At 46.0% G+C, this 25,644-nt stretch carries 19 protein-coding genes; 1 reads left to right on the top strand and 18 read right to left on the bottom strand.

Going from position 1 to position 25,644, the window contains the following annotated elements; all coding sequences use genetic code 11:
- Positions 1 to 103: 103 nt before the first annotated feature.
- The 8 genes from BMX45_RS12710 to BMX45_RS12675 all read right to left on the bottom strand — a co-directional run bounded on the left by BMX45_RS12710 (position 104) and on the right by BMX45_RS12675 (position 15,122).
- Entirely contained in the window at positions 104 to 4,612 is a 4,509-nt protein-coding gene (locus BMX45_RS12710; RefSeq protein WP_090909982.1) for a S8 family serine peptidase, read from the bottom strand.
- A gap of 363 nt (positions 4,613 to 4,975) precedes the next feature.
- The gene (ligA, locus tag BMX45_RS12705; RefSeq protein ID WP_090909981.1) at positions 4,976 to 6,988 is read right to left on the bottom strand and encodes an NAD-dependent DNA ligase LigA; all 2,013 of its coding nucleotides are present in this window, start codon (positions 6,986 to 6,988) and stop codon (positions 4,976 to 4,978) included.
- 78 nt (positions 6,989 to 7,066) lie between these two features.
- Complete coding sequence (gene pcrA, locus BMX45_RS12700) at positions 7,067 to 9,397, bottom strand: DNA helicase PcrA (RefSeq protein ID WP_090909980.1); 2,331 nt, start codon at positions 9,395 to 9,397, stop codon at positions 7,067 to 7,069.
- Between the two features lie 259 nt (positions 9,398 to 9,656).
- Positions 9,657 to 10,346 carry a heptaprenylglyceryl phosphate synthase gene (locus BMX45_RS12695; RefSeq protein ID WP_090909979.1) on the bottom strand — a complete coding sequence of 230 codons (690 nt, stop codon included), beginning with the start codon at positions 10,344 to 10,346 and terminating at the stop codon, positions 9,657 to 9,659.
- A gap of 393 nt (positions 10,347 to 10,739) precedes the next feature.
- The gene (locus tag BMX45_RS12690) at positions 10,740 to 11,621 is read right to left on the bottom strand and encodes a phosphatidylinositol-specific phospholipase C/glycerophosphodiester phosphodiesterase family protein (protein ID WP_090909978.1); all 882 of its coding nucleotides are present in this window, start codon (positions 11,619 to 11,621) and stop codon (positions 10,740 to 10,742) included.
- 130 nt (positions 11,622 to 11,751) lie between these two features.
- The gene (locus BMX45_RS12685) at positions 11,752 to 12,357 is read right to left on the bottom strand and encodes a class I SAM-dependent methyltransferase (RefSeq protein ID WP_090909977.1); all 606 of its coding nucleotides are present in this window, start codon (positions 12,355 to 12,357) and stop codon (positions 11,752 to 11,754) included.
- A 456-nt stretch (positions 12,358 to 12,813) separates the two neighbouring features.
- On the bottom strand, positions 12,814 to 14,214 hold the full coding sequence (locus BMX45_RS12680) for an undecaprenyl-phosphate glucose phosphotransferase (RefSeq protein ID WP_090909976.1): 1,401 nt from the start codon (positions 14,212 to 14,214) through the stop codon (positions 12,814 to 12,816).
- Entirely contained in the window at positions 14,211 to 15,122 is a 912-nt protein-coding gene (locus tag BMX45_RS12675) for a glycosyltransferase family 2 protein (RefSeq protein ID WP_090909975.1), read from the bottom strand. The genes BMX45_RS12680 and BMX45_RS12675 overlap by 4 nt, the downstream gene beginning before the upstream one ends.
- A gap of 697 nt (positions 15,123 to 15,819) precedes the next feature.
- Here BMX45_RS12675 and BMX45_RS12670 point away from each other — a divergent pair.
- Positions 15,820 to 16,767 carry a glycosyltransferase family 2 protein gene (locus tag BMX45_RS12670; RefSeq protein ID WP_090909974.1) on the top strand — a complete coding sequence of 316 codons (948 nt, stop codon included), beginning with the start codon at positions 15,820 to 15,822 and terminating at the stop codon, positions 16,765 to 16,767.
- 104 nt (positions 16,768 to 16,871) lie between these two features.
- Here BMX45_RS12670 and BMX45_RS32230 read toward each other — a convergent pair whose 3' ends face one another.
- The 10 genes from BMX45_RS32230 to BMX45_RS12620 form a co-directional block, all read right to left on the bottom strand.
- Positions 16,872 to 17,891: an acyltransferase family protein gene (locus BMX45_RS32230; protein ID WP_090909973.1), complete on the bottom strand. Its 1,020-nt coding sequence runs from the start codon at positions 17,889 to 17,891 to the stop codon at positions 16,872 to 16,874.
- A gap of 99 nt (positions 17,892 to 17,990) precedes the next feature.
- Entirely contained in the window at positions 17,991 to 18,866 is an 876-nt protein-coding gene (gene rfbD / locus BMX45_RS12660) for a dTDP-4-dehydrorhamnose reductase (RefSeq protein ID WP_090909972.1), read from the bottom strand.
- Positions 18,863 to 19,885, bottom strand: coding sequence for a dTDP-glucose 4,6-dehydratase (gene rfbB / locus BMX45_RS12655; RefSeq protein WP_090909971.1), 1,023 nt, complete (start codon positions 19,883 to 19,885; stop codon positions 18,863 to 18,865). The genes rfbD and rfbB overlap by 4 nt, the downstream gene beginning before the upstream one ends.
- A gap of 45 nt (positions 19,886 to 19,930) precedes the next feature.
- Positions 19,931 to 20,476 carry a dTDP-4-dehydrorhamnose 3,5-epimerase gene (gene rfbC / locus BMX45_RS12650; protein WP_090909970.1) on the bottom strand — a complete coding sequence of 182 codons (546 nt, stop codon included), beginning with the start codon at positions 20,474 to 20,476 and terminating at the stop codon, positions 19,931 to 19,933.
- Between the two features lie 134 nt (positions 20,477 to 20,610).
- Complete coding sequence (rfbA, locus tag BMX45_RS12645) at positions 20,611 to 21,489, bottom strand: glucose-1-phosphate thymidylyltransferase RfbA (RefSeq protein ID WP_090909969.1); 879 nt, start codon at positions 21,487 to 21,489, stop codon at positions 20,611 to 20,613.
- A 73-nt stretch (positions 21,490 to 21,562) separates the two neighbouring features.
- The gene (locus BMX45_RS12640; protein ID WP_090909968.1) at positions 21,563 to 22,441 is read right to left on the bottom strand and encodes a hypothetical protein; all 879 of its coding nucleotides are present in this window, start codon (positions 22,439 to 22,441) and stop codon (positions 21,563 to 21,565) included.
- Positions 22,442 to 22,474: 33 nt separating this feature from the next.
- On the bottom strand, positions 22,475 to 23,572 hold the full coding sequence (locus BMX45_RS12635) for a DegT/DnrJ/EryC1/StrS family aminotransferase (protein ID WP_090909967.1): 1,098 nt from the start codon (positions 23,570 to 23,572) through the stop codon (positions 22,475 to 22,477).
- Positions 23,573 to 23,587: 15 nt separating this feature from the next.
- The gene (locus tag BMX45_RS12630; protein ID WP_090909966.1) at positions 23,588 to 24,247 is read right to left on the bottom strand and encodes an HAD family hydrolase; all 660 of its coding nucleotides are present in this window, start codon (positions 24,245 to 24,247) and stop codon (positions 23,588 to 23,590) included.
- The gene (locus BMX45_RS12625) at positions 24,234 to 25,202 is read right to left on the bottom strand and encodes an ATP-grasp domain-containing protein (RefSeq protein WP_175495092.1); all 969 of its coding nucleotides are present in this window, start codon (positions 25,200 to 25,202) and stop codon (positions 24,234 to 24,236) included. Before BMX45_RS12625 ends, BMX45_RS12630 begins: the two co-directional genes overlap by 14 nt.
- Positions 25,199 to 25,630, bottom strand: a complete 432-nt coding sequence (locus tag BMX45_RS12620) for a sugar 3,4-ketoisomerase (RefSeq protein WP_090909964.1) — start codon at positions 25,628 to 25,630, stop codon at positions 25,199 to 25,201. Before BMX45_RS12620 ends, BMX45_RS12625 begins: the two co-directional genes overlap by 4 nt.
- Between the last annotated feature and the right edge of the window lie 14 nt (positions 25,631 to 25,644).

The following is a 25,644-nucleotide window of genomic DNA, read 5'->3' as shown; positions in this document are numbered from 1 at the left end:
ATTACAAACGTTCACGCAGCACGCTGTCAAGAAAATAAAAAAGGACTCGGTTGCTAACAGCCGAGTCCTCTATAGTTAAAGCTCTGTCTCTGCCTATCCTTGATTAGATTTTATTCAGATAATCCAGCAAACGGTACACAATTACGGATACCTGTGCCCGAGTGGAAGTCTCGCCCGGTGCGAAGCGGTTGCCACTCACTCCCTTCACCAGTCCTTCGTTTACGGCAAAGGCTACAGCCGCACGCGCATCCTCCGAAATCAGGTTCGTATCGTTAAATGACAAGGAGCCTGCGTCGGAATCCATCTTCAACGCATCCGCGATCATGACTACCATGTCCTCACGTGTCAGCGGATTCTTCGCCCCTGCTTCTTTGCTGCGTGTTTCCCAATCGATGCCTGTCTCGAAAATGCGATCAAGCAATGTAGCAAATTCAGCACGGGTCACCGCATTGTTTGGAGAGAAGCGGCCAGCACCTGTACCATTCGTGATATGCTGCGAGGCGGCAACCTCGATCTCATCCTTAGCCCAGTGGCTGACGATGTCGTTAAAGGTCACGTTATTCTCGGCGGCTGCATAAGAACCCGGTCCGTTGATACGGAACGTGATCGATCCGCGTGCGGCCGATTGCAGCAATCCTGCGGATTGCAGATCGCCTTTGTCCGACTGCACGTAGGCACCCACCTTGCGGGCATCCTTCACTTTGGCCGGATCGTAGTTCAATGTCAGTAAAAGCGGATGTTTGAACTTGTCCCCATGTTTGACTGAAACGATTGGGGATACAGCGTTCAAAGTGTTCCCGGATCCCGCTTTGCTTGCAGCTACGGAAACCGTCAAACTGAATCCGCTGCTTGTCGTGAAATCATCCAAGGCATCGGCAGGCACCGTCAAGGCAAAGCCGTTACCCGTGATAACAAGCGGTTTGCCTGATGCTTTCAGTTTATCGATAGCTGACTTGCCAAGGGTAAGAGCTACGTCGCTGTATTTGCTGAAATCCAGCTTCGATACGTCCAGTTTTACTTCCTTGCTGTCACTAGCAATTCCAGACGCAACCACTGCTTCCGACAGAGCCGCCGTTGCGGACTCGGTGCCATCCGCATTTTTCTTCGTCGTTACTTTGGCATCTCCCGATACTTCGGGAGCCGGAGTGGACGGAGTTCCTGTGGAGCCGCCGCCGGAGGACGAGCCGCCACCGCCTCCTCCGCCGGATCCGCCACCTGGGTTACCTGGGTTACCTGGGTTACCTGGATCCGGGTTCCCTGGTCCAGGCGCGCCTGTCAGCTGCAAGGATACGGAAGCCGTTCCTTGGAGTCCTTGACGGTCTTTGACGGAAAGCTCAACGGTATAGTTGCCTGAAGACAATCCGTCTAAGGCAATGTTAAATGCACCATCCTGCCCGACATCAAAGCTGCCTTCCTTCGCCACTGTTTTATTGGCTCTCTTAATCACATAAGTGGCATCCAGCCATTCGCTGACGTCAAAATCGATGGCCCATTCATCCCACAATGCTGGAACAGCCGTTACGTAGAGATCTTCGATCGTACCGGTAAGAGCTGGATTGTTCTTGCCGGAGATTTTGACATCTGTATTCGTTTGAATCGAAGGTGCTGATCGCTTCACAAAGAAAGGAATCGTGGCATAATCCGAGTGAACCACGAAATTCGTATCCAAGGAAAGAAGCTCGATTGAATATAATCCATCCTGAACCTCTACCTCTTGCCCAGTCGCATAGTCGGCATACTTCCCGTTCCAACCGATCGTAAACGAGGTGTTGGCATCAAAATAGGCTTCTCCCCCAAATATTTGACCGATAATCCCGTCACCGTCAACACCTGCTTCCGGATTAAGGCTGTCATACAAGTCCACGATGACGATCTGCATCGGATTGTAGAATTCAAAAGCCAGGTTGAGCTTGCCCAGCTCACCGGTCTCGGTTAACGGAACATGCGGCAAGTAGGTTTCGGTGTCACTATAGGCTTTTGTATATTTCACGCCCTTGATTTCAAGATTAAAGTACGCAACGTAAGGAACAGAATAGGTATGGGTTCCATTCGAAAACGTGATGTAGCCTTGCTGTTCCGATATCCCGTCTATCCCTTCCGGTACTTGAAGCGTTACGATAATCTCCTCTTGACCGTTGAGGGTGAAGGTGCTTTTATCGGTTGTAACACTTACTCCCGGCGTGACCTGCGTGTTATTGATTTGCACATTAAACGTGCCGCCCGCGTTTCCAATGCTCTCTACCTTTATTTTTTTCTGAACGGTCTTGGCAGACTTGCCGGTAAAGTTGCCGAAATTTATGCTTCCAGTGATGTTTTCCTTTTGGTTGGAAGTTCCGTTCTCTTGATACGAAGTCTTGTCCAAGACCTTCACCAGCGCCTCCGCCTGGATGGTCTGGAGCGCCTGGACGCGTCCGGCCCCTTGATCAGTCACATCGTAGGATTCGGTATTCAGCACTTTGGCGTTATTCATCAAGGCGACTTTGACATCGAACGGAGTCCAGTCGTTGTGCTTCTCCAGGATGAGAGCCGCAAGCCCTGCCACATGCGGGGACGCCATACTGGTGCCTGTTAATCGGTCATAGGACTGACTGTAGTCCGCATCTGCAATGTCCTTCCCGTATGCCGGAACGGATGACAAAATGCTCGTTCCCGGCGCTACCACGTCAGGCTTGATATCCAGCGTCTTTTTGGCTGGGCCTCTGGAGCTGGAATCATTAATCTCATCGCCTGCGGTTCGGTTTTTAATAAAATCGGTGAAATTCACTTTCAGATCCGGGTTGGCATCGAGCAGCGATTTGATATAATCGCCGTCTTCTTTGCTCATACTAAAGGTTGGAATGAAGGCAAAGCTGTCTCCGAGCAAGACGCCGATCGGGCCAGGGTTCTGGTTGAATACGATGGCACCCGTCGCGCCTGCTGCCTTAGCATTCGCAATTTTATCGACGAAGGCGAGTTCGCCGCGTTTAATCAATGCGATTTTGCCCGCTACGTCTTTGCCAGCGAAATCCTCTGGTTTTCCCAGATCCGCATAAATCAGTCCGAAATCCCCATCCAGGACGACTTCCGGGTCCTCGGCGAGATTCCACGCCATTAATTCAAGCTTATACGTAGCATCTACCACGGTAACCGGTGCGGCATCGTCAGCCTGAGGGGCTGCTTCATTGTTGGCAGATTCAACAGGCACTTCATCAGTGGCTGGCTCTTCTGCTGCGCCGTCACTCAATTGAACTGACTCCTGCTCCGGATTGACGGAAGGTGCTGTCTCATCCATAGCAGCCGCGTCGTCGGTCGATGCCGCCTGGGCAGCTTCATCGAGCTGTGCTTCTGCCTGCTCGTTAGGCGTGACAGATGGTGTTGGCCCTGCTCCAAGCTCAACCGTGCCATCATTGTTTTCAATGGGCTCGCCCGGCGATTCCGCGTCCGTGAAAAAGTGCGATGTTGCCGCCATTTCGTCGCTTGGCCCCGTGGAGTTTCCTACCGTAATCGGAAAAGCCGCCGCCCCCGGCGATCCAACCGTCCAGCGGTTTGGCCCTGTATTGCCGCTTGCAACGACTGGCGTGACGCCAGCCAGCGCAGCATTGTTAAGTGCTACGGACGTTACATAGTCCGGATCATTTCGGGAATTGCCCAGGGAGAGGTTGATTACATCCATTCCGTCCTGAACGGAACGGTCAATACCTCCCAGCACCCAGCTGGAATAGCCGCTTCCGTACGGCCCAAGAACGCGGTAAGCATAGATATCCGCTTCGGGTGCAATGCCCACGACTCCATATTCGCCGGCATCGCGTGCTCCGATGGTACCCGCTACGTGCGTTCCATGATCGGTCCAGTACGTGCTCCCCCTGTCATCGACCTGTGGGGGATTGGAAGGATCATTCTCCCAGTCGAGCGGAGTCGTCTCATAGGGATCATTATCATTGTCAACAAAGTCGTACCCGCCTTTATAAGCATCCTTCAAAACCGGGTGAGCGTAATCAATACCTGTATCAATAACGCCGACTTTAATGCCTTTGCCCGTATATCCGAGATCCCAGACATCGGGAGCACCGATGAAAGGCCCCGTGTCTTTCATGTATGGATTCACTTCGCCCTTCGGGCCAACCGTTACCTCCAGATCGGGATAAACGCCTAGAACGCCAGGGATATCCAGCAGCGCTTCAACCTTGCTGCCGTCGATCTCCATGGACACCCCGTTGAATGCGTAGCTATATTGATCGGAGATTTCATGCGTGATGTTCTTCGTGTTCAGGCTGCGTATAAAAGTCTGCTGCTCCAACTCTACCTGTGCCTCGACCTTCGCCTCTGCGGAAGAACTAAAGGATTGGCCCTGTATAGAGGAAAGCCCTTTGGCCAAAGCCACTGGTTCGGTCGACAATTCTACGATGACCCTTGTAGGACCCCCGGCCGATTTTTGCAAGCTTTGATCAAGCGTGGGAAACTCCGCAAGCTTAGCTCGCTGTTTCAGCATATCCTTTAACTGCCTAGCTTCTTCGGCACTGAGCGGATTGTCCAGCTCGATCTGCCGTTCAGACGGAGCCGCCCCGGCCGCTGGTGCAACCAATGATAACGTTAAAACAAAACTTAGTAGTGCAGACCACAACTTTTTACTCAAGGCTTTGCCCCTCCCATAAGGTAGATTTCCCAATCAAATCAGGGTCCGGGATGTCATCAGCATATCTGCGCTGCCTAACGATGGTATCCACTCCTTTCCGCATAAGACTGACCCGTGGTAAATTATTCTAGAATGCAAAATTAGATTCCTTCATCCTTTTCTGTATGTTTTTGTTAAATTCAGTCGAAAGTTTAGGAGCTTTTGACGAATGATCGAAAACGTCATAGATTCAAGGAAAATATGGCTTACATCGCAAGTAAGGGAGGAGAAAGGAATTCAGGAAAAAGAAAGAACCGAGGCTATCGATAGCCTCGGTTCTTAGGGAGTTGCAACTAATATTGAAAATATATCCAGGGTGTGCTGTTATTCGTTCAGCAACCGCACGAACTCTTCTTCATCCTCCAGGATGTCGATGCCGAGCTGCTGGGCTTTGGCCAGCTTGCTGCCGGCTTTTTCGCCTGCTATGAGGAGGTCGGTTTTCTTGGACACGCTGCCGGTGACTTTGGCCCCGAGCGCTTCCAATCGTTCGGTTGCCTCTTCGCGGGTCAGCAGATGGAGGGTGCCTGTCAGCACGACCGTTTTGCCGCTGAAGTAGGAATCCGTGCTGACCGGCTTCGGCGCTTCCGGCGCTTTTGCTTGGACGCCCAGCGAGAGCATCTTCTGGATGCTCGCTTGGGCAAACGGGTCGGCGAAGTATCCCGCGATGCTGTCGGCCACGATGCCGCCTACGTCCGGCAGCTCCACCAATTCTTCCGCGGACGCTGCCATCACGCGGTTCAGATCACGGTAGTGATCGGCCAGCATTTTGGTTGTGGATTTGCCGGTGTTCGGTATCCCCAGCGCAAAGAGGAACGATGCAAGATCCCGCTCCTTGCTCTTCTCGATGGCATCCAGCAGATTCTGGGCTTTTTTCTCGCCGAAGCGCTCCAGCTTCAGCAAACTTTCAAAAGATAGCGTGTAAAGATCAGCAGGTTCTCTCACGCCCAGTTCATCATATAACTGGATCGCGGTTTTATCGCTGAACGTCTCAATGTCCATGGCGTCCCTGGAGGCAAAATGCGTGATCCGGGCTACGATTTGCGGCTTGCACCCCGTCTTGTTGTTGCAGAAGAGGTGGGCGCCGCGCTGCTCCAGCGGAAACCCGCAGGATGGACACTGTTCCGGATACAGGATCTCTTCGCCATCCTGCTCCTCCGTCACTTTGCCGAGGATCTCGGGAATGACGTCATTCGAACGGCGAATGAAGACCCGCGAGCCCAGCGCGAACTTGAGATTTTTGCGCTCAATATCCCCGATATTGTTCAGCGTGCAATTCTGCACCGTAACTCCGGCAAGCTCAACAGGCTCTACACGGGCTAGTGGCGTGATTTTTCCGGTCCGTCCCACATTCCAGGTAACCGACTGCAGCACAGTCGTGGTTTCTTCCGCTTCAAATTTGTAAGCGACCGCCCAGCGCGGGAACTTGTCGGTATATCCGAGCACATCGCGGATGCGGAAATCGGTCACCTTCACAACCGCCCCGTCAATGAGGTAATCGAGCTCGGAGCGGCGTTTTTCGATATCGGCCAGCTGCTCCATCACATCATCAAACTGCTCGAAATAGAAGATGTACGGGTTGACCTTGAGCCGGTTCTCGCGCAGGAAATCCATCATTTCCTTGTGGTCGGCAAAAGTGATTCCATCCGAGTAGCCGACATTGTAGAAGTACGCGTTCAGCTTACGCTCGGCCGTCACCTTCGGATTCAGATTGCGAAGCGCTCCTGCAGCAGCATTGCGCGCGTTCTTGAGCGGCTCGGCCGCGGTTTGATTGTATTGTTCCAGCACGGACAGGTTCATGATGCCCTCGCCCTGCACTTCGATCGTGCCTTCCGTATATGGGATCGTCATTGGCACCGACTTGATGGTCTTCACCTGAGCCAAAATGCCTTCGCCTACCGTTCCGTTCCCCCGTGTCGATGCTTGAACCAGCTTGCCGTCCTGATAGGTCAGATTCAGCGTCAGCCCGTCAAACTTCAGCTCCAGTGCATAACAAGGCGCCTTGAGAGGATTGCCGGGATTCTTCGTATTATAGTCATTGACCAGCCTGACCACGCGATCATGCCAGGTACGGAGCTGCTCGATGTTCTGGGCTTTATCGAGACTCCATAACGGAGCCAAATGGCGGTGCGGGGCAAACCCCTTCAGAATCTCCCCGCCCACCCGCTGGGTCGGAGAATCCGGGAGCGTCACTCCGGTCTCTGCCTCCAACGCTACCAGCTGGTCGTACAGGGCGTCATACTCCTTGTCGCTTACAAGCGGCTGATCCAGCGTGTAGTAATGGTAATTGTAATTGTTCAGCTCCGCAATGAGCTTCTCCATCTTTTCCTTGAAATCCATGCAGGGGCAATCCTCCTTCAATATAATAAGGCCATCATGGGTTGTGTTTCGTTATGCATATTCTCCTAGTTCTATCCCTTATTCCACCTTCGTAATCGGCGCAAAGCCGGCAAGCAGGCGTTTCACGCCCACAGGCGCCGGGAATGCAATCTGCAATTCCATGTCGTTGCCGCTGCCCTTCACCGCTACGATCGTACCGGTTCCCCATTTGCCATGGGCGACTTTGTCGCCGGCCTTAAAAACGCCGCTGCCCGAGGCAGCAGCGGGACGGGATGACCCACCGGTTGTCATCGTCACCCGGCTCTTCGGCGCGGCTTGCGCGGAAGCGGTCGATCCGCTGAGGGAGAGGTCCACGCTGCGGCCGCCGCCAAAGTTGCTGCCTCCACCGCCGCCGAAGCCGCGTCCCGCATAGGATCCGCCCACATTGCTTCCGCCGCCTCGGCGGTAGCGGTCATGCGCCATCTGGGTGTCTTCCTTCAGCTCTTCCGGAATCTCCTCCAGGAATCGCGATGGCATATTCGCCGTCGTGCGGCCAAATAAGGTACGCATGCGCGCACAGGACAGGAACAGCTGCTTCTCTGCACGCGTAATCCCTACATAAGCAAGCCGGCGCTCCTCTTCCAGCTCCTCGTTATCCATAAAGGCACGGCTGTGCGGGAATACCCCTTCCTCCATGCCGATGATGAATACCACCGGGAACTCCAGGCCTTTGGCGCTGTGCATGGTCATGAGCACGACAGCATCGTCGCGGTCTTCCTCGTCATCGTTCATCGAGTCGATGTCCGCGATCAGCGCAAGATCCGTGAGGAAGGAGACGAGCGACTTATCTTCGTTGTTCTTCTCGAACTCTTGCGTCACCGACAGGAACTCGTCGATATTTTCGAGGCGGGATCTGGATTCGATCGTATTCTCGTTCTGGAGCTCGAGGCGGTACTCGGACATCTCGAGTATTTTTTCCGTAAGCTCGGTCACCGACAGAAACTCGACCATTCGGCTGAGCGCGGCGATCATGTCGTAGAAGCCCACCAGCGCATTGCGCGTCCGTCCGGCAAAACCAAGGTCGTCCACGATTTCCAGCACGCGGAAGATCGAGATGCCCCGCTCTCCGGCTGCTGCAGCCAGCTTCGCGACGGTTGTGTCGCCGATGCTTCTTTTTGGCACGTTAATGATCCGCGTCAAGCTGATATCGTCGTCCGGGTTGGAAATCAGGCGCAGATAAGCAAGCAGGTCCTTGATCTCTTTGCGATCGTAGAACTTGATGCCGCCGACGATCTGGTACGGAATATCCGACTTGATCAGAATTTCCTCGATCACCCGGGACTGCGCATTGGTCCGATACAGAATCGCGTGGTCCTGATAGCTCTTGCCGTCCTTGATATTCTTGCTAATTTCCGAGGTGACAAAATACCCCTCATCATGCTCCGTATCCCCACGGAATACCTTGATCTTCGGTCCTTCGCCCTGCTCGGTCCACAGATTCTTCGGCTTGCGGCCCGTGTTCAGGCCAATAACATTGTTGGCAGCGTTCAAAATGTTCGCTGTCGAACGGTAATTCTGCTCCAGCAGAATCGTGCGCGCCTCCGGGTAATCCTGCTCAAAATTCAGGATGTTCGTGATATCCGCGCCGCGCCAGCGGTAGATCGACTGGTCGCTGTCCCCGACAACGCAGATGCGGTGATGGCTGTCCGCCAGCATGCGACAGAGCATGTACTGCGCTCGGTTTGTATCCTGGTATTCATCCACGTGGATGTACTGGAATTTGCGCTGGTAGAAGTCTAGAACCTCCGGCACTTCCTTAAACAGCTGGATCGTGGTCATGATCAGATCGTCGAAATCGAGCGAATTGTTGCTCTTCAAGCGTTTCTGGTATTCGGTGTAGACTTTGGCTACGAGGGTTTCAAAATAGTCCCCGGCTTTCTGTTCATACTGCTGCGGGGAAATCAGCTCATTCTTGGCCGCGCTCATGGCCGCTTGGATCGCCTTCGGCTCGAATTTCTTCGGATCGATGTTGTGTTGCTTCATCACGTTCCGAATTACGGACAGCTGGTCTGTCGAATCCAAAATACTGAAGTTCGAAGTAAAGCCGATCCGCTCAATGTCTTTGCGCAAAATCCGTACGCACATGGAGTGGAACGTCGATACCCAAATGTCCTGGCCTTCCCGGCCGACCAGCTTGGATACACGCTCCTGCATCTCGCGGGCTGCCTTATTCGTAAACGTAATCGCTAGGATGCTCCATGGTGCGGCTTTGCGCGTGGCGATCAGGTAGGCGATCCGGTGCGTTAGCACCCGTGTCTTGCCGGAACCGGCTCCGGCCATAATGAGCAGCGGTCCGTCGGTTGCTTCAACGGCCTGGCGCTGCTGCGGATTGAGACGTCTGACGGCGTCGTGTATGTCAATGGAATGCATAAACATTGCCTCCTAATAGGTGTAGATTTGATAAGGGGAAACTTGAGTAAAAGTAAAAATCCAATAAAAAATGGGATATAGTCTAGCAGATGGATTTGATTAAAGATGATGAATCGCACTGAATGCTGCCTGTCTATGGCACGTTACGTTCTGCATGGATATTCAATGAACCATATATGCTTAAAAAAGCGACTATAGAGCCTGAGCTGGCCGGCTTAACGCGACTCTATATTTTTCAGCAGATCAGTTAATAGTTCCATCAGCCCTTCACGGCCTTGACCGTCTCGAGCGCCTGCTCCAGATGATCGTACACCACGTTGCCCACAACGATCGTGTCCGAAATAGCTGCAGCCGCCAACGCCTGCTCGGCATTGGTTATTCCGCCACCGTAGAACAACCGGGCGTTATCCAGCGACCTTCGAACCGTACGGACCGTTTCCATGTCTCCGAACGCGCCGCTGTATTCCAGATACACGATCGGCAGATTCATCAGCTTGTCTGCAATCTGGGCATAAGCGGCAGCCGCACTCGCTTCAATCGAAGTCTCTGCACCGGTCAATTTCGCCACTGCAGCGTTCTCGTTCAACACGATATACCCCTCGGTCACGACCAGATCCCACGGGATCATGTACCCGTAGCGTTCGATTCCCTCGCGATGCCGGCCCATGATCCAGGTCGGATCCTGCGTATTCAAAACCATCGGGACCATATATAGATCAAATCCGGGTACAACGGCTTCCAGATCGGATACTTCCTGCACGCACGGCAGCTCGTAACGCCGAACTCGGGACAGCAGATCCACGGTATTTTCATAAGTGACTCCGGTTGAGCCTCCGACCATAATGGCATCGGTTCCTGACAAGCATACCGCATCAAGGGTCTCGTCATCGATCTCCTTGTCGGGGTCCAGCTTAAACACATGCCTCCAGGATTGTATCATCTCTTTCAAGCGTCATTCCTCCACGTTCACGGGTTACTATCATACTAAAATAAGTCTATGCTAGCACGGTAAGCAAGTCAATTTATGTTCGTATAAAATGCGAACATTTTTTTGGTAATTGCGGTTTATCGGATCAGCCGATATACGTACCGCGCCGCTGGAAAGGGATCCGGGCGGATGCCTCGTTAAGAAAAGCGTCTACCGACGTACTATCCCAGACATATAAATGGTGGCTTTCTGTGATATCAAGTAGGCCAAGCTTCGAAGTTTATACTTTCTGATAGCTTGAAAAAGCCCGCGATCTCTTATGGAGATCACGGACTTCCATCCCAGCATTATTATGGATGCAAACAAACTTTTCCGCAGACAGACGCGATATGAGGCGTGCCATGTAAGGTACGTCTACTCCAGTCGCTTTGTCATGGTATATCTCAGGCTGTTCCGCTCCAGTTCCGGCTCCGTCAGCAGATCCGAGTAGACTCCGTAAACGCCCCATTTTTCATAATTGTTCACGGTGTTCGTGTCATTGATGGTGTGGACATAGGTCACGGCTCCCGCTTGCCTTAGTTTGGCTACAAAATTCGGGCTGACCTTGTACTCCGGCATGGTAACCGCGTCAATGTGGTTATCCCGGACGAAGGCTGTGATCTCAGCAGGTGAGTCCTGCGTGGCATACAGCGTATATATAATCGATTGAAACGGGTAGATGTCCTGAACCATATCAAGCATCGGCTCATTGTAAATTTGGACGACGACCCGATCCAGGAGCTTCGGATCCCGTTCTTTAGCAGCGTTTACAATCTCCGCGAACAGGTACTGTATATCCGGGTCCTTCTGCTCCTTCGTATCCGTCACGATGTAGATATCGGGATGACGCTCCATCATATCCATAATCCCCTCAATATCCATCGGCTGGTATTGTTCCAAAATCGGCGTGTTAATGAATTCCTCATGGCTTAAGCGGGCGGCCTGCTTATCGTCCGGAAGCTTCTCCTTCTGACCCAGCTGCTGCGTCATGCTCTCCGTCCACTCATGCCTGGCTACGACTTTGCGATCCTCCGTCAGCATCAAATCAATCTCGAACACCCTGGTGCCTTTCTCATAGTTAACAACCATGGCTTCATAAGCGTTCGTATAGGACTGTTCGCCGATGCTTCCCATGGCATGGGCAATCAAGCGATAGGCCGCGAATCCTTGCGGCGCTTCCTCTTCCATCTCCAGATGGGTCAGAAGCAGTATCATAATGGCGGAAAATAATAGTAGGACAGCTGCGATCCGTTTCATGGTATCCCCACCCTTTGTTTCGTTCATTGCTGTTGCTAGGTAAATACCCGGTTAATGGAGGGGCCAAACAAAAAAACGCCACTTGGCGGCTGCCAAATGACGGAACGATTTTTGTAAATACTACGGATCACTAGCTCTTGGCCTTCAAAAGGTGAATATACCATTTCAATCCCGCGTTGTGGTTAAACACGCTGACTTTATCTACGACGTCAAACCCATCACAGCTCTCGATTTCGCCGATCTTATGCTCTACCATGAGATAATCGGGATCCTGGATGTTCTTATGTGAATATAGGGAAGAGATGATGACGCCATCCGGGGTCAGATAACGGGCATATTCCAACAGCTTGCTAGCGGTATTGGGCACGTACTGCAGCGATTCATTAAAAACGATGACGTCGTAGCTTTTATGAGGAACATAATGATTGATGTCCGCGCGCTGAAATAAGTCCCTTGACGTTTTGCCGGATGCGATTCTGATCGCTTCCTCGGACAGGTCTACACCGGTATAATTCGATTTCTCATCTTCCAAGAGCATGTCATACAACAGGCCGGCCCCGCATCCCATATCCAGAATGCCCTCTTCCCCAAGATACTTTCGGATGTAACCGTACACGACCGAGTATCTGGCATATTCCGTGATATCCGATAAATAATCCCACATGCGGGATCTGTATTCTTCGTCCCATTGCTCTTGGCTGCTTTCGATGAAATCCTGGACCTTGGCGTTTTCCATATCAATTCCTCCCCTAATGCGTATTGGATGTGATCCTTCCGTTAGGCAAATGAAGCGGCAAGATAAAAACACGGTTATTTTGAATACATTAGAAATCTCCATAACACTGAGATTGGACCATCATAACCAACCTGCGACTCTAGTAATGAACAAACTCTAGCAACACATTGACGAGCCCATTATTTCATTATAATAGTGTTATAGTTATATTTTGTAAATCATTCCAGACTACTATTGTCCGCTGTGTTGTACATGCATACTTTAGTGAGAGGAGTGGATCGAATGTCCGAAGTTTTTCTCGGGTATGTCACAGACTTACAGGAAGCGACAACATTCGGTATCTCTACAAGAGGCGAGGGGGACTTGGTAAGCAGCTTTAGTCGAAATATGCTTCTAGGACAGGTAGATAAAAGACGCCATCCGGCTCATGCCGGATGACGTCATCATAAATTACTATCAGTATGCGTTTTTGAATCCGTTGCGGATCGTGCGCAGAATGATTTTGATATCAAACAGAATGGACCAATTCTCGATGTAGAAAATATCGTGCTTGATCCGCTCCTCTATCGAAGTGTCCCCGCGCAGGCCGTTGCTCTGCGCCCACCCCGTGATGCCCGGGCGTACGTGGTGTTTCACCATGTACTTCGGAATCTCCTCTTTGAACTGTTCAACGTAATAAGGTCGTTCCGGTCTTGGGCCCACCACGCTCATATGTCCGAACAGGACATTAAAGAACTGCGGCAGCTCATCCAGACTGGTCTTCCGGAGAAACGAGCCGAACTTGGTGCGGCGCGGATCATTCTCCACCGTCCAGCCCGTATCCGGGGCCCCTTCCGGCAGCGGCTTCATCGAACGGAATTTATACATATAAAAGTTCCTGCGGTTCAGCCCGACCCGCTCCTGCTTGAAAATGACAGGGCCCCGGGAGGTCAATCGGACACCAAGGTAAATCCCGATCATCACCGGCAGGGTGAGGATAATCGCCACTAACGAGAATACGATATCAAACGCCCGCTTGAACAGTCGGTTTGCCGCTAGATCCAGCGGGATATCGCGCACGTTGATCATCGGCATGCCCGCAAAGTTATCAAACACCGGCCGTGCCGGGAGATAATCGAAAAAGTCCGGGATGATTAGCGTTCGGACACCGGCTTTTTCACAAGCAGCAATGATCTCCGGATACTTGTGATGCGCATTCAGAGGAAGTGCTAGTACGACCTCATCGACAAGCTTTTCGTTTAGCACCTTATGTAGATCGCCGACCGAGCCCAAAATGGGTTTAAGCCGTCTCGCCTCGATGTCGTCCCACTTCTGGTAATCATCCAGGAAACCGATGACTTCATACCCCAGCTCCGGGTATTGCTTCAGATTTTTGAAGAAGCGCTTGCCCAGCGACCCTGCACCCACGATGAGCACAAATTGGCGGTTGTAGCCTTTTTCCCGAAAATGCTTGAGGGATTTCTTGAGGAAATAACGGTATAGGATGATGAATGCTACGTTGAGAATCATGTAGATGGCGAGATACCAACGGGAGATATTAATCTCCTTCACATAGAACATCAAACTTAACAATATAAACATCCCAATGAAATGTGTCTGGAATATTTTCAGAAACTCATCTGCAAAGCGTTTTTTCCGTTTGGGTGAATACATCGAAATCATGGTACCAACTACCACTGCTATCGCACCATAAACAATACTCCATATTGCATAAATACCAATTGGAAGCGGGTTATGGAACATGAGCCATCCACTCTCGAATTTAATCCACCACGCAAGCAAAAAAGAAAGTTGAATAAAAGCAAAATCAGTGATCATGTATAGTTTTGGCAGGAAGGCTTGATTCTTACGGATCATGATTTCACCTCCACTCCACCTGAAGATTGCGCTATCGTTGCTGGACGAATGGGCTTAAGCCGGTTCGTAAGCAGGGATAAGAGCAATTTCAGACCAACGCCCGCATACACGGCTCCATTAACGAATATGTTGTATTTCTGCCGGTAATGCTTCCGATGAAAAAGAATCATCGCCCGATGGAACTCATAAATGATTTTGAACGGCCGGCGCCGGGCGCTGCCGCCTTTATAATGGATAATCGTCGTCCGAGGATAATAGTGAATGCCCCATCCCGCCTGCTTGATGCGATAGCACCAGTCGATATCCTCCCCGTACATAAAAAACGTCTCGTCCAGCCCGCCCACCTGCTCAATCGTCTCGCGGCGTACCAGCATGAACGCACCGACCAAACAATCCACCGGATACTCTACCTCCGGATTCAAATACCCCAGCTGATACTGGTTAAACTCCGGCTTGTTCGGGAACAGCTTGCTGAACCCAAAAGCATAATAGAAGGACGCCGAAGGCGTTGGGAACCCTCTTTTGCAGGCCTTATCCAGCGAGCCGTCCGGAAGGACGATTTTGCAGCCGGAAGCGCCTATGATCGGATTGTAGTCCATAAAAGCGACCATCGTCTGGATCGTATCCTGCTGGATAATCGTGTCGGAATTTAGCAGCAGCATATAGCGGCCTTCCGCCACTTCCATCCCTTGATTATTCGCTTTGGCAAAGCCGGTATTCTCCGTGTTCTCGATCAGCTTGACCTGCGGGAATAACTCACGGATTATCTGAACGGACTCGTCCTTCGAGTGGTTATCTATCAGAATCACTTCGTATGTATATTCCGTCTCTGATGCAAACACGGATCGCAAACAGTCCACCGTCAGCTGACAGGTATTGTAGTTCACGATTAAAATGCTTAAATCCATTGAATAACGTCTCCTGACAAATATAGTAATCTATCGACATTATAACATATCATTCTTAAAGATGTGTGCATATCCTAAGGAAAGGATGAGAACTGAACTCCCCGTTAAAACGGGAAGATTTGGAGTTTTTCTGCATATATATCGATGAGGGACCATCCCGCGCTGAACGCTGCATAGCAAGGCACTAATCCTAACGACTGTAAAGAATACTATGTCATCGTTGGGTAAGGGATATCGCCGACACGCCAAATTCGTTCTATCAAGTTATCCACGGCAAATTAACCGAGACCTTTCGGCACCCGAAGTTCCCGAGCCGGGATTCCTCAGGGATCCGAATATTTTTATGGAGTACATGATCTGGAAAACGATCCGCTTTTATACGAAGGCGAAGTCGTTTTTCATTACGGACTGTTCTGGGAAGCCTTGTAGTGGATCCAAGGACAGGAACCGGGGATTACCGAGAAATATGGGGCCATGGAGGCTGATTCGGGGGACGCCGCCGGGATTAATCGGTTTCGTTACAATAGTTACATATGGTATGATAACAGTACTTAGGGACCGGCAGCGATGATCCGAGCGCAATCACCGCGAATGAAGCGGTAGCAATACACAGAAATAGACCGCTGTCCTGACGAAAGCGGTCTATTTCCATTAGTATACAGAGAGAACTGTACAAAGAACCCGGGGGGCTTATTCTTTGAAAAAAACAACATGTCTCGTACTTTTATCCACCTATAACGGCGAAAAATACATAGCAGAGCAATTGGATAGCTTGCTGAAACAAGAAGGAGTTGAGTTTCATATCCTCATTCGGGACGATGGCTCACAGGATTCCACGGTTAATGCCATTAGTAATATAAGAGAACATGTATCCGTGCCCATAAAAATGCTTGAAGCAAAGAATTCAGGAGCAAAGACCAGCTTTTTCGAGTTGCTAAGAATCGCTTCCAACGAGTATTCCGAATTTGAGTATTTTGCTTTTTGTGATCAGGATGATGTATGGAAGCCCAATAAGTTACAAAGAGCCGTCACTTTATTGAGCCAAGAAGATTCGAATAGTCCCTTAATGTACTGTTCAGCAACCCAAATGGTAGATGCTAAACTCTCTCCTCTGAAGGTCTGGCCATCGCCCCCCCGGAAAAAGTTAACCATGTACAATGCTCTTGTTGAAAATGTAGCCGTCGGCTGCACGACCGTTCTGAACAAAAAGGCTTTCGATCTCATCGCCTCATCCCTTCCTTCCAACACAGATAAAGTTATCATGCATGATTGGTGGGCTTACTTATGCGTTTCTACATTCGGAAAGGTGATATTTGATGAGGAGCCGTTTATCCTATATCGACAGCATTTAAGTAACGTGCTTGGCGGTCAGACCGACAACTGGATCACAAAATGGAAAAAAAGATTCCGACGCTATTTCCAAGGACAAAATCACTATATTATTAGCAATCAGGCCAAAGAATTTTTTTACAACTTTCATAATCAGCTGGATGAGGACAAACGCATTAATTTGCAAAATTTCATTCAAATGAATGCAAAACATAGATTAGCAAGACTTATCTACGCAATACACACGCCTTTTTTCAGACAAACAACAGCCGATGATTATATACTGAAGCTTATAATTTACACGGGTAAAATTTAGTTTGCATGTAATAAAAAGCACTGTAATGAACAGTGCTTTTATAGTTAACCCGTTCTCATAGGCAATAGTTCCATATAACGAGCCCTTGGTTGTATGTTGCCCTACTAAGCTAACTTTAATCTTTGAGAAAGTTTACTAGATGCCCTGTACAAATACATAGATAACCAAAAAATAAGAATAGAAACTATTGTAAACAAAGCATACGTCTCGATCTGCGAGAGGGACAGCGTATCAAATCTAACCAAAAACTGTCCTATTAGATTATGATGAATGATAAATGCTGCAAAAGAGTACTTGCTTATAAAACTAAATGACTCTTTTAGTTGATTCATCTTTATGAACTGTGTAAGGTAAGCAAGAACAATAAAGAGCGAAGATCCCAATATAAACGTCACGTAGATATGAGGAATGTCTACCTTAACGATAAATAATAATAAACTAACTATTATAGCAGGAATGAGATACCAAAGTCGTTTTAATTTTTCAGAGTACTGAATATACATCATACCTAACAACATTTCTGGTAATCGCGTTAAGGGGTTGTGTACTACATCAATTCTGAAAAGAGTATTATAGTTCTCCACTGTTAGAATATAGATTACTAAGGTTACAATAGTAGTAAGTACAGGATATTTAAGAACTAAGTACCTTAAGACAGGGAATATTAAATACATAATAATAATAAATCCTAAGAACCATTCCCCTACTAGATAAAAATTCGGAATCTTATAATATAAAAAACCGTCAAAACCAATTAACGTAAAAATCATTTTCCATGGCTCCACATTATGGTGAAGCCCCTTATTAATAACAAACAAAACAAAGAAAGTAACAATATAACCTATCCAAAACAATGGGAAAATCGATAAAAATCTCTTTACAAGGAATTTTTTTAATGAAAAATTTTCTTTGTAACTATACATCAGTGACGCACCGGATAAGATAATGAATAAAGTTATACCTAGTGAACCAATATTATCATTCTTAAAATTTTGAATAAAAACTCCTGATGAATTGATAGCATGGAAACCCAATTGTTGATTGAAATGATAAATAATAATCATGAAAATCGATATTGCTCTTAAAAAATCAAGATAGAACAACCTTTTATTCTTGTGGGACATTCGATAATCACCTTTCAGATATGGTTTATCTTTTATATTTTCAACAATAACATATTATAGATGAAAAGAGCTCTGTTTCAACAGAGCTCTTCTAAATGACTACCCTTTTGAGGTAGACGAAAAATCCCTCAAAAAGTCACGCAACCCTTCACGCCAGGGGCGCAAATCCGTTAGCCCATTCGTTCGAATTGATAAATGATCCATTATGGAATTCCGGGGGCGGCGAGCAGGCAAAGGAAATTCCTCAGTTGTACATGGATTTACTCTAACAGAATAGCGCTTTTTGGAGGTTGACTCCAACTCGACAAAAATGGCCTTGGCAAACTCATACCAGGTACATGATTCCGTATTGGATGTGTGATAAATCCCGTATTTCTCCGTCTGAATCAGCTCGAGCAAAAATCCTACTAAATCCACTGTATAGGTAGGCGATCCCTTTTGGTCATTCACCACATTAATAACAGGACGTTCTTCAGCTAACTGCAACATTGTTTTCACAAAGTTTTTACCGTGCATACCATACACCCACGAGGTTCTCACGATAAAATAGGCCGACGACAAACTCTGAACCAGAATTTCGCCAGCTCGCTTAGACTTACCGTAAATTGTCTGAGGATTCGTATTATCATATTCATGGTATGGGCTTTCGGAATTTCCATCAAATACATAATCAGTGCTGATATAACAAAATTTGGCCCCCACCCGTTCACTGGCAAGTACCATGTTTCGTGTTCCCGTCGCATTTACAGCGTAGGCTGCATCCACCTCTTGCTCTGCCAAATCAACAGCGGTAAATCCCGCACAGTGAATAACAGCTTCTGGCTTATGTTCATTCAATGTCATTAAACATGCGGCTTCATCTGTGATATCCAGCAAATTCCGGTCGCAGGCAATAACAGTATGCCCCACTTTTCGAAAAAGCGAGACCACATCCGATCCAAGTTGTCCTGCCGCCCCGGTTACCAGCACTTTCATTCTTGATCACCCAATCGCTCTCCATACTGTTTCACGAAGTAATCTAGATAGGCCCCGGTTTGTATCCGTGTCCACCAGTCTTTATTATCTAAATACCAGCGAATCGTCTTCTCAATCCCGGTCTCAAAAGAATGCTTTGGCTTCCAGCCAAGTTCGGTCATCGTCTTAGTCGGGTCTATCCCATAACGGCGATCATGACCTGGGCGATCCTTGACATGAGTAATTAGTGATTCAGGCTTGCCAAGCTGCACCAAAATTGTTTTCACAATCTGCAAATTTGTCCGCTCGTTATTTCCGCCAATGTTGTACACTTCGCCATTACGCCCTTCATGGATAACAAGATCAATCGCACTGCAGTGATCTTCGACATATAGCCAGTCACGGATATTTAATCCATCCCCGTATACAGGAAGCTGTTCATCCGCCAACGTTTTAGAAATCATCAGGGGTATTAACTTCTCAGGGAATTGAAACGGTCCGTAATTGTTGGAGCAGCGCGTAATATTGATTGGTAGTCCGAAAGTCTCGTGATAGGCGCGAACCAGCAAATCTCCACCCGCTTTGCTTGCAGAATAAGGACTGTTCGGGGCCAGAGGTGTTGTTTCGCTGAATAACCCTGTTTCACCAAGTGTCCCATAAACTTCATCCGTTGAAATCTGTACAAACTTCTTAATGTTATGCTTCCGGGCAGCATCCAGCAACACTTGGGTACCCAATACGTTCGTCTTAACAAATATATCCGGTTCCAGAATGCTTCGGTCCACATGGGATTCAGCAGCAAAATTAACTACAATATCAACTTCTTGACCGATTAACTCCTCCATTGCCTTGGCATCAGTAATATCTGCTTTAACGAACGTATGATTTTTATTATTTTCGACCAATTTCAAATTCTCCAAATTTCCTGCGTATGTTAAAGCATCAACATTAATAATCTGGTACTCAGGGTGCTGCTTAAGCATATAAAGTACAAAGTTACTTCCTATAAATCCGGCACCGCCGGTAACAAGCAATTTCATGAAATATTTCCTCCTGATTAAAGACATATGGTTTCCACAAACCATTTAAAAATTCAATTCTGCCTTCGCTAAAATAGGTTGTTTCTCGTCTTTTACCGAAAGTAAAGGATCACTCACAGGCCAATCGATGTTTAAGTCAGTATCATTCCAAAGTATGCCTCTGTCATGTTCAGGTGAATAATACTCATCAACTTTATAGAACACTTGAGTGTCTGGCACCAACGTACAGTATCCGTGTGCAAATCCTTTAGGCACCAATAATTGTCGCTTATTTTTCTCGGAAATAATGACACCGACCCATTGGCCAAAGGTAGGTGAAGAGCGGCGTAAATCAACAATTACATCATATATAGCCCCAGTTAGTACCCGGATAAGTTTTGTTTGGGCCCTAGGATTTAATTGATAATGTAGTCCTCGCAATACCCCTGCTTCTTTTGACAATGCTTGATTGTCCTGAATAAACGATATTGATATTCCGTTCTTCTTCATAACATTTTCATTGTAACTTTCCATAAAAAAGCCCCGATGATCTTCATGTACTACCGGTTCAAGCAGATAGGCCCCTTCTAGTTTTAAAGGAGTTACATTCATTTACGTTCCCTCCTTTTATCTTTACTGAGCGATTAAATTTTAATCCCCAGTAAATCGGCTTATGCGCTACTTATAGATAAATTATATGCCTTAGATTAGGTTTAATCTCTGGTCTTTTCCTATGCCCCTCATCATTATTTCACTGATTTTGAATTAGCAACGCGAATTAAATACTGACCATAATTGTTCTTTTTTAAAGGCTCGGCTAATTTCAGTAATTGCTCTTTTGAAATATAACCCATGTTATATGCAATTTCCTCCAAGCAGGCTACCTTCAAACTTTGACGTTTCTCTATAGTCTCGATAAATTGAGAAGCTTCCAATAATGACTCATGAGTACCTGAATCAAGCCAAGCAAATCCTCTTCCAAGCACTTCTACACTCAACTTGCCCATATCCAGATAAATTTTATTTACATCGGTGATTTCAAGCTCCCCCCGGCTTGATGGAGAAATTCCCTTAGCAATACCAACTACATCGTTATCATAAAAATACAATCCTGTTACAGCATAATTAGATTTTGGGGTTGGCGGCTTCTCCTCGATGGAAGTAACCGTACCATCCTTCCCGAAATCTACCACTCCAAATCGTTCAGGATCACTGACGTAATACCCGAAGACAGTAGCTCCCGATTCTTTTTCCCGGGCTTTTTTCAATAGTTTGGTAAAGCTTTGACCGTAAAAGATATTATCCCCTAGAATCAGAGCAACCTTATCGTTTCCAATGAATTCCTCACCGATTATAAAAGCTTGAGCTAACCCTCCTGGATGGGATTGCACTGCATATTGCAATTTGATTCCGAAGCTAGTACCGTCACCTAATAAATCCTTAAAACGAGGAGTATCTTCTGGTGTTGAGATAATTAATATATCCTGAATCCCTGCTAACATCAGAACAGAGAGGGGATAATATATCATTGGTTTATCGTACACTGGGAGCAATTGCTTGGACACGGCTAATGTGAGCGGATAAAGCCTTGTCCCGCTTCCTCCTGCTAATATAATTCCTTTCAAGGCAGTTCTCTCCTATCCTAGCTAAGTAAAAATGATTAAGCAGGCTCTGACTTCATTGTCTCTCTTCATCAGTTCATTTTTGGATAACACAATCGGTTTTAATAACCGAATCCTTATCATTCCGAATGACAATAGAAACCTTATATTTATCTTCATCATTCATTTCATTGTAAGGAATCCTTGTGACAAAACCGGTGTGATCCAAATTTTCATGTTTATATTTCTGTTTTACATCATCTCTAATGATTTTAATTGTATCAAAAATTAATTTTTGATCCTTGCCATTGTCCAGAAGAATGAAAATGGAAGAGTTTTTCATATCAATATTCTCAGCAAATGACCAACCTACCAGTTCTATTCCGAACTTTTTTTTCTCTGCAGCATCGATAGAATATTTCATATCGCGCTTCTCAAGATTCAATGTTAAATCTACTTTGCTGGATAAATGCTCCAACTCAACCCTACCACCATTTTTATACATGATAGATCCTGTATCGATAAATGCAGTTCTATCTCCATTCTCCAAGTAAACACCGACCTTATAAATACTATCCTTTAACTTGGAGGGTTTAAATTTAACTAAAAATCCAGAATCATCGTAATTGACTTTGTTATCAAAAGATTGCGTCACATCTTTTCTTTTAATCGAACGCGCAAACAGGTATTGGGTGTCATCATCGGACTGAGCTAAAATAACCATTTTCTGTTTAATGGCCGGCACTTCATTTATAAATGCCCAGCCCGTCAGTTGCATAGTACCATCGTCAGTTACTGAGAGGTTATCGAGACTAAATGATATACCCTTATCCAACTTGCTCATTTCAAGCGCCTCTAATTTATTTTCAAACCAAATATTTTTAAAATGATACTCGTAAGAATACATGCATACTAAAGCAATAAAGTATATAAAGGAGAATAATATAACAATTTTAACTTTCTTATTCCGAAACATAGAATACCTCATTCCTCAAAACAAACTTGCTTACTAAGGAGTAACTTCGATTAACGCTTGGCAGACTTTGTCAACCTGCTCCTCTGTCATACCAGGCCACATCGGTAAACTTAGCACTTCGTTTGACAAGGTTTCCGTCAACTTCAATTCACCTTTTAAATAGCTGTATTCTTTATACGCTTCTTGCAAATGAATCGGAATAGGGTAGTGCACTAAAGTTTGTACACCTCTATTTTTAAGATCAACTTGTACTTTTTCTCGGTTAGAAACTCGGATTATATATTGATGCCATACCGGCAATGCCCATACAGGTACTTCAGGGAGTATTAATCCAATACCGGCAAGCTGGCTATTATACCGTTGTGCAATCATATTCCGCTCTTTATTCCAACCATTTAAATATTGCAATTTAATTCTTAAAACTGCCGCTTGTATTTCATCTAACCGAGAATTTGTGCCTTTACTTGTGTGGGTATATTTTATTGATGAACCATAGTTCCTTAACTCTTTTATACGATGGGCTAGTTGCTCGTCATTTGTTGTGACCATCCCCCCATCACCAAGAGCACCAATATTCTTGCCGGGATAGAAACTAAATCCAGCCGCATTACCCAGTGAGCCTACCTTCCTTTGCTTATAATGGGCTCCCTGAGCTTGCGCAGCATCTTCGATAACCACAAGCCCGTACTTTTCGGCGATTTCATTAATTTCATCCATATCTGCCGGCTGACCATACAAATGCACAGCTATAATTGCCTTTGTATTACTCGTTATACTTTGTTCAATTAGTTCGCTATTGATATTATAGGTTCCCACAATTGGCTCTACTAGAACAGGAGTTGCTCCAGCGTAATTTACCGCTAATGCTGTAGCAATAAATGTATTGGATGGAATAATTACTTCATGGCCCGTTCCAATACCATAAGCCTTAAGTATTAAATATAAAGCATCTAGTCCATTTCCTACACCAATCGCAAATTTACTACTGCAGTACTCAGCAAACTCAGCTTCAAACTGTTCTAACTCACTGCCCATAATAAACCAATTAGAATCGTAGACCTTTTCCAAAGCACTTAAAACTTCATTTCTAATCGCCTTGTGCATAGGTTCCAAATTTAGAACTGGTATCATAACCTACTCATCCTTTTATTCATATTCATATCTCATAAGCTGGCTTATGTTATCAATCACATGGATCTTTGAAATAGCCTCATCTTCTGAAAAACACTTCTTTAATATCCATTCTCTTCGTATTCCGGATTTTACAAAAAAAGTTTTCGCACCTAATTTTAATCCAGCCCTTATATCGTCTTCCGTATCCCCAACAAAAATATCTTTCGAGGAAACTTCGAACTTCTCCAGGATCTTCACTGATTTACATTCATTACCTTTGTGTTTAATTACAATGATTTCTTTGAAGTATCTGGAAATACCATTATCATTAATTTCTTGGATCAAATTTCCCAGATTGCTCCTCCTAGTTACTAAAAAAAGATCAAACTCTGACGTAAGTTTCTCCAATACTGGAATCGAGTACGTGAACAACTCATTGTGTTTCAAATATTTCATTTCTTCTATATTCTTTGCTTTACATTCATCAAAATCACGTTTATCTATACTTAAATTAAAATTTCTGTTTATCCAATCTATTTCGTGAACACCTAACACTTTAAGATGCCAAAATTCTTCTTCGGTTAGAACATTTTTGTAATCCTCTGGTAAATGGTCGATAAAAAAACGAAATAACCTCTTTTGATTGGATACGATCGTTCCGTCATAATCCATAAATATTTTAGTCTTCATCATAAAATATCATTTCCTCATAATACCTTGTCACCACAGAATTCCATTTAACCATTTTCATATACTCACTCATATCGGATAATGATTCATGCTTAACAAAATGATCCACAAAGAGCTGCATTACATTAACACTTGCCAGAGAACTGGATATGCTCATGCCTCCATATCTAGGGTTTAATTCAATAAAAAATGCCCCCTTTTCATTAACTATAAATTGAACATTACAAAATCCGGGTATAGGGTACTTGTTCAATATTTTTTTCGTCAAATATATAAGCTCTTGCTGATAGACTATTCTTACTTTTGTCGCAACTCCCGCCTTAACCTCAATACGGGAACGAGGAATGATAAATTTAGGAGAGCCTGATCTATCCGAAAAAACATCTACTGTATATTCATCTCCAGTAATAAACCGCTGTACAAATTTCTTGTTTTCATCCAATCCATTCGAAACTTGTAGATAATCTGCTCCGCTTAATATCTGTATTCCTGTGCTTCCGACGCCAACACGATCACGTATAATAACTTTTTCATGATTTTCAGCTAATGGGGAATCTAATTTGATGATTGGCGGAACGGTAATTCCTATTTCCTGCATTGACTTGGCTGAGAGAAGTTTATCTCTAAACAACCCAACAGTCGCTTGATCTGGAAGAACCATGTTAACATCTAATTTTTGTTTGGAAAGTCTATATATTTCATAATCATGAATAGGAATTAACATATCTACTTTCTCATTCGCAATTACGTTTTCCATGAATTGAAAATATCTTTCTTCAGAAGCTAATGGGGATTGGATAAATTGATCAACTAACAGGCTGCCGCTTGTATATCCGAAATGATTGGAATCAAGTCCAATGATTTCAACATGATACTTCGTTTGCTTCCTTAGCAATTTTATTAAATTTAACGCTGTAGCAGATCCGATTGAAGTAATACATATTCTCAATATTTTCACCCCTTTTTAAGACTACTTAAAGGTATTCCTCTGACTTCTCTCACAAACTCGTCATAATCATAAATATAATCGGCAGTATCGTAATGTTCGCTTGCTAGAACCATTAATACACAATCATCTGAAAAATCCATCATTTCTCTCCATACCAATCCTTTAATATAAATAGCTTTTGATGGACGGTCAATTTTTATCATTTGCTGTTCAAATCCATTATCAACATAAAAATTGCACTCACCACTTACAGCTATCACAAGTTGCTCTAATTTTTTATGAGCATGTTTTCCTCTTACCACATCTTCTTTGGTATCAAAAATATAATATACTCTCTTTACGTCGAACGGCACGACTGCACTATTTTCCTCTAATGAGATTAATGAGCCTCTATGATCACCGAAAACATTAAGGTCTATAACTTCAACAAATTTCATAATTCCTCCTAATT

The sequence above is a fragment of the Paenibacillus sp. cl141a genome, assembly GCF_900109305.1.
Classification (GTDB): Bacteria; Bacillota; Bacilli; order Paenibacillales; family Paenibacillaceae; genus Paenibacillus_AQ; species Paenibacillus_AQ lautus_A.
This window is presented reverse-complemented; position numbering and strand designations above follow the sequence as displayed.

Coding starts and splice junctions, on each gene's coding strand:
- rfbB (WP_090909971.1), bottom strand. CDS start 19,885: ATGAAATTGCTTGTTACCGGCGGTGCCGGATTTATAGGAAGTAACTTT.
- BMX45_RS12685 (WP_090909977.1), bottom strand. CDS start 12,357: ATGGAAAACGCCAAGGTCCAGGATTTCATCGAAAGCAGCCAAGAGCAA.
- BMX45_RS12675 (WP_090909975.1), bottom strand. CDS start 15,122: ATGGATTTAAGCATTTTAATCGTGAACTACAATACCTGTCAGCTGACG.
- BMX45_RS12690 (WP_090909978.1), bottom strand. CDS start 11,621: ATGAAACGGATCGCAGCTGTCCTACTATTATTTTCCGCCATTATGATA.
- BMX45_RS12630 (WP_090909966.1), bottom strand. CDS start 24,247: ATGATGAAGACTAAAATATTTATGGATTATGACGGAACGATCGTATCC.
- rfbD (WP_090909972.1), bottom strand. CDS start 18,866: ATGAAAGTGCTGGTAACCGGGGCGGCAGGACAACTTGGATCGGATGTG.
- BMX45_RS12680 (WP_090909976.1), bottom strand. CDS start 14,214: ATGATCCGTAAGAATCAAGCCTTCCTGCCAAAACTATACATGATCACT.
- pcrA (WP_090909980.1), bottom strand. CDS start 9,397: ATGCATTCCATTGACATACACGACGCCGTCAGACGTCTCAATCCGCAG.
- BMX45_RS12620 (WP_090909964.1), bottom strand. CDS start 25,630: ATGAAATTTGTTGAAGTTATAGACCTTAATGTTTTCGGTGATCATAGA.
- BMX45_RS32230 (WP_090909973.1), bottom strand. CDS start 17,891: ATGTCCCACAAGAATAAAAGGTTGTTCTATCTTGATTTTTTAAGAGCA.
- ligA (WP_090909981.1), bottom strand. CDS start 6,988: ATGGATTTCAAGGAAAAGATGGAGAAGCTCATTGCGGAGCTGAACAAT.
- BMX45_RS12635 (WP_090909967.1), bottom strand. CDS start 23,572: ATGATACCAGTTCTAAATTTGGAACCTATGCACAAGGCGATTAGAAAT.
- rfbC (WP_090909970.1), bottom strand. CDS start 20,476: ATGAATGTAACTCCTTTAAAACTAGAAGGGGCCTATCTGCTTGAACCG.
- BMX45_RS12640 (WP_090909968.1), bottom strand. CDS start 22,441: ATGTTTCGGAATAAGAAAGTTAAAATTGTTATATTATTCTCCTTTATA.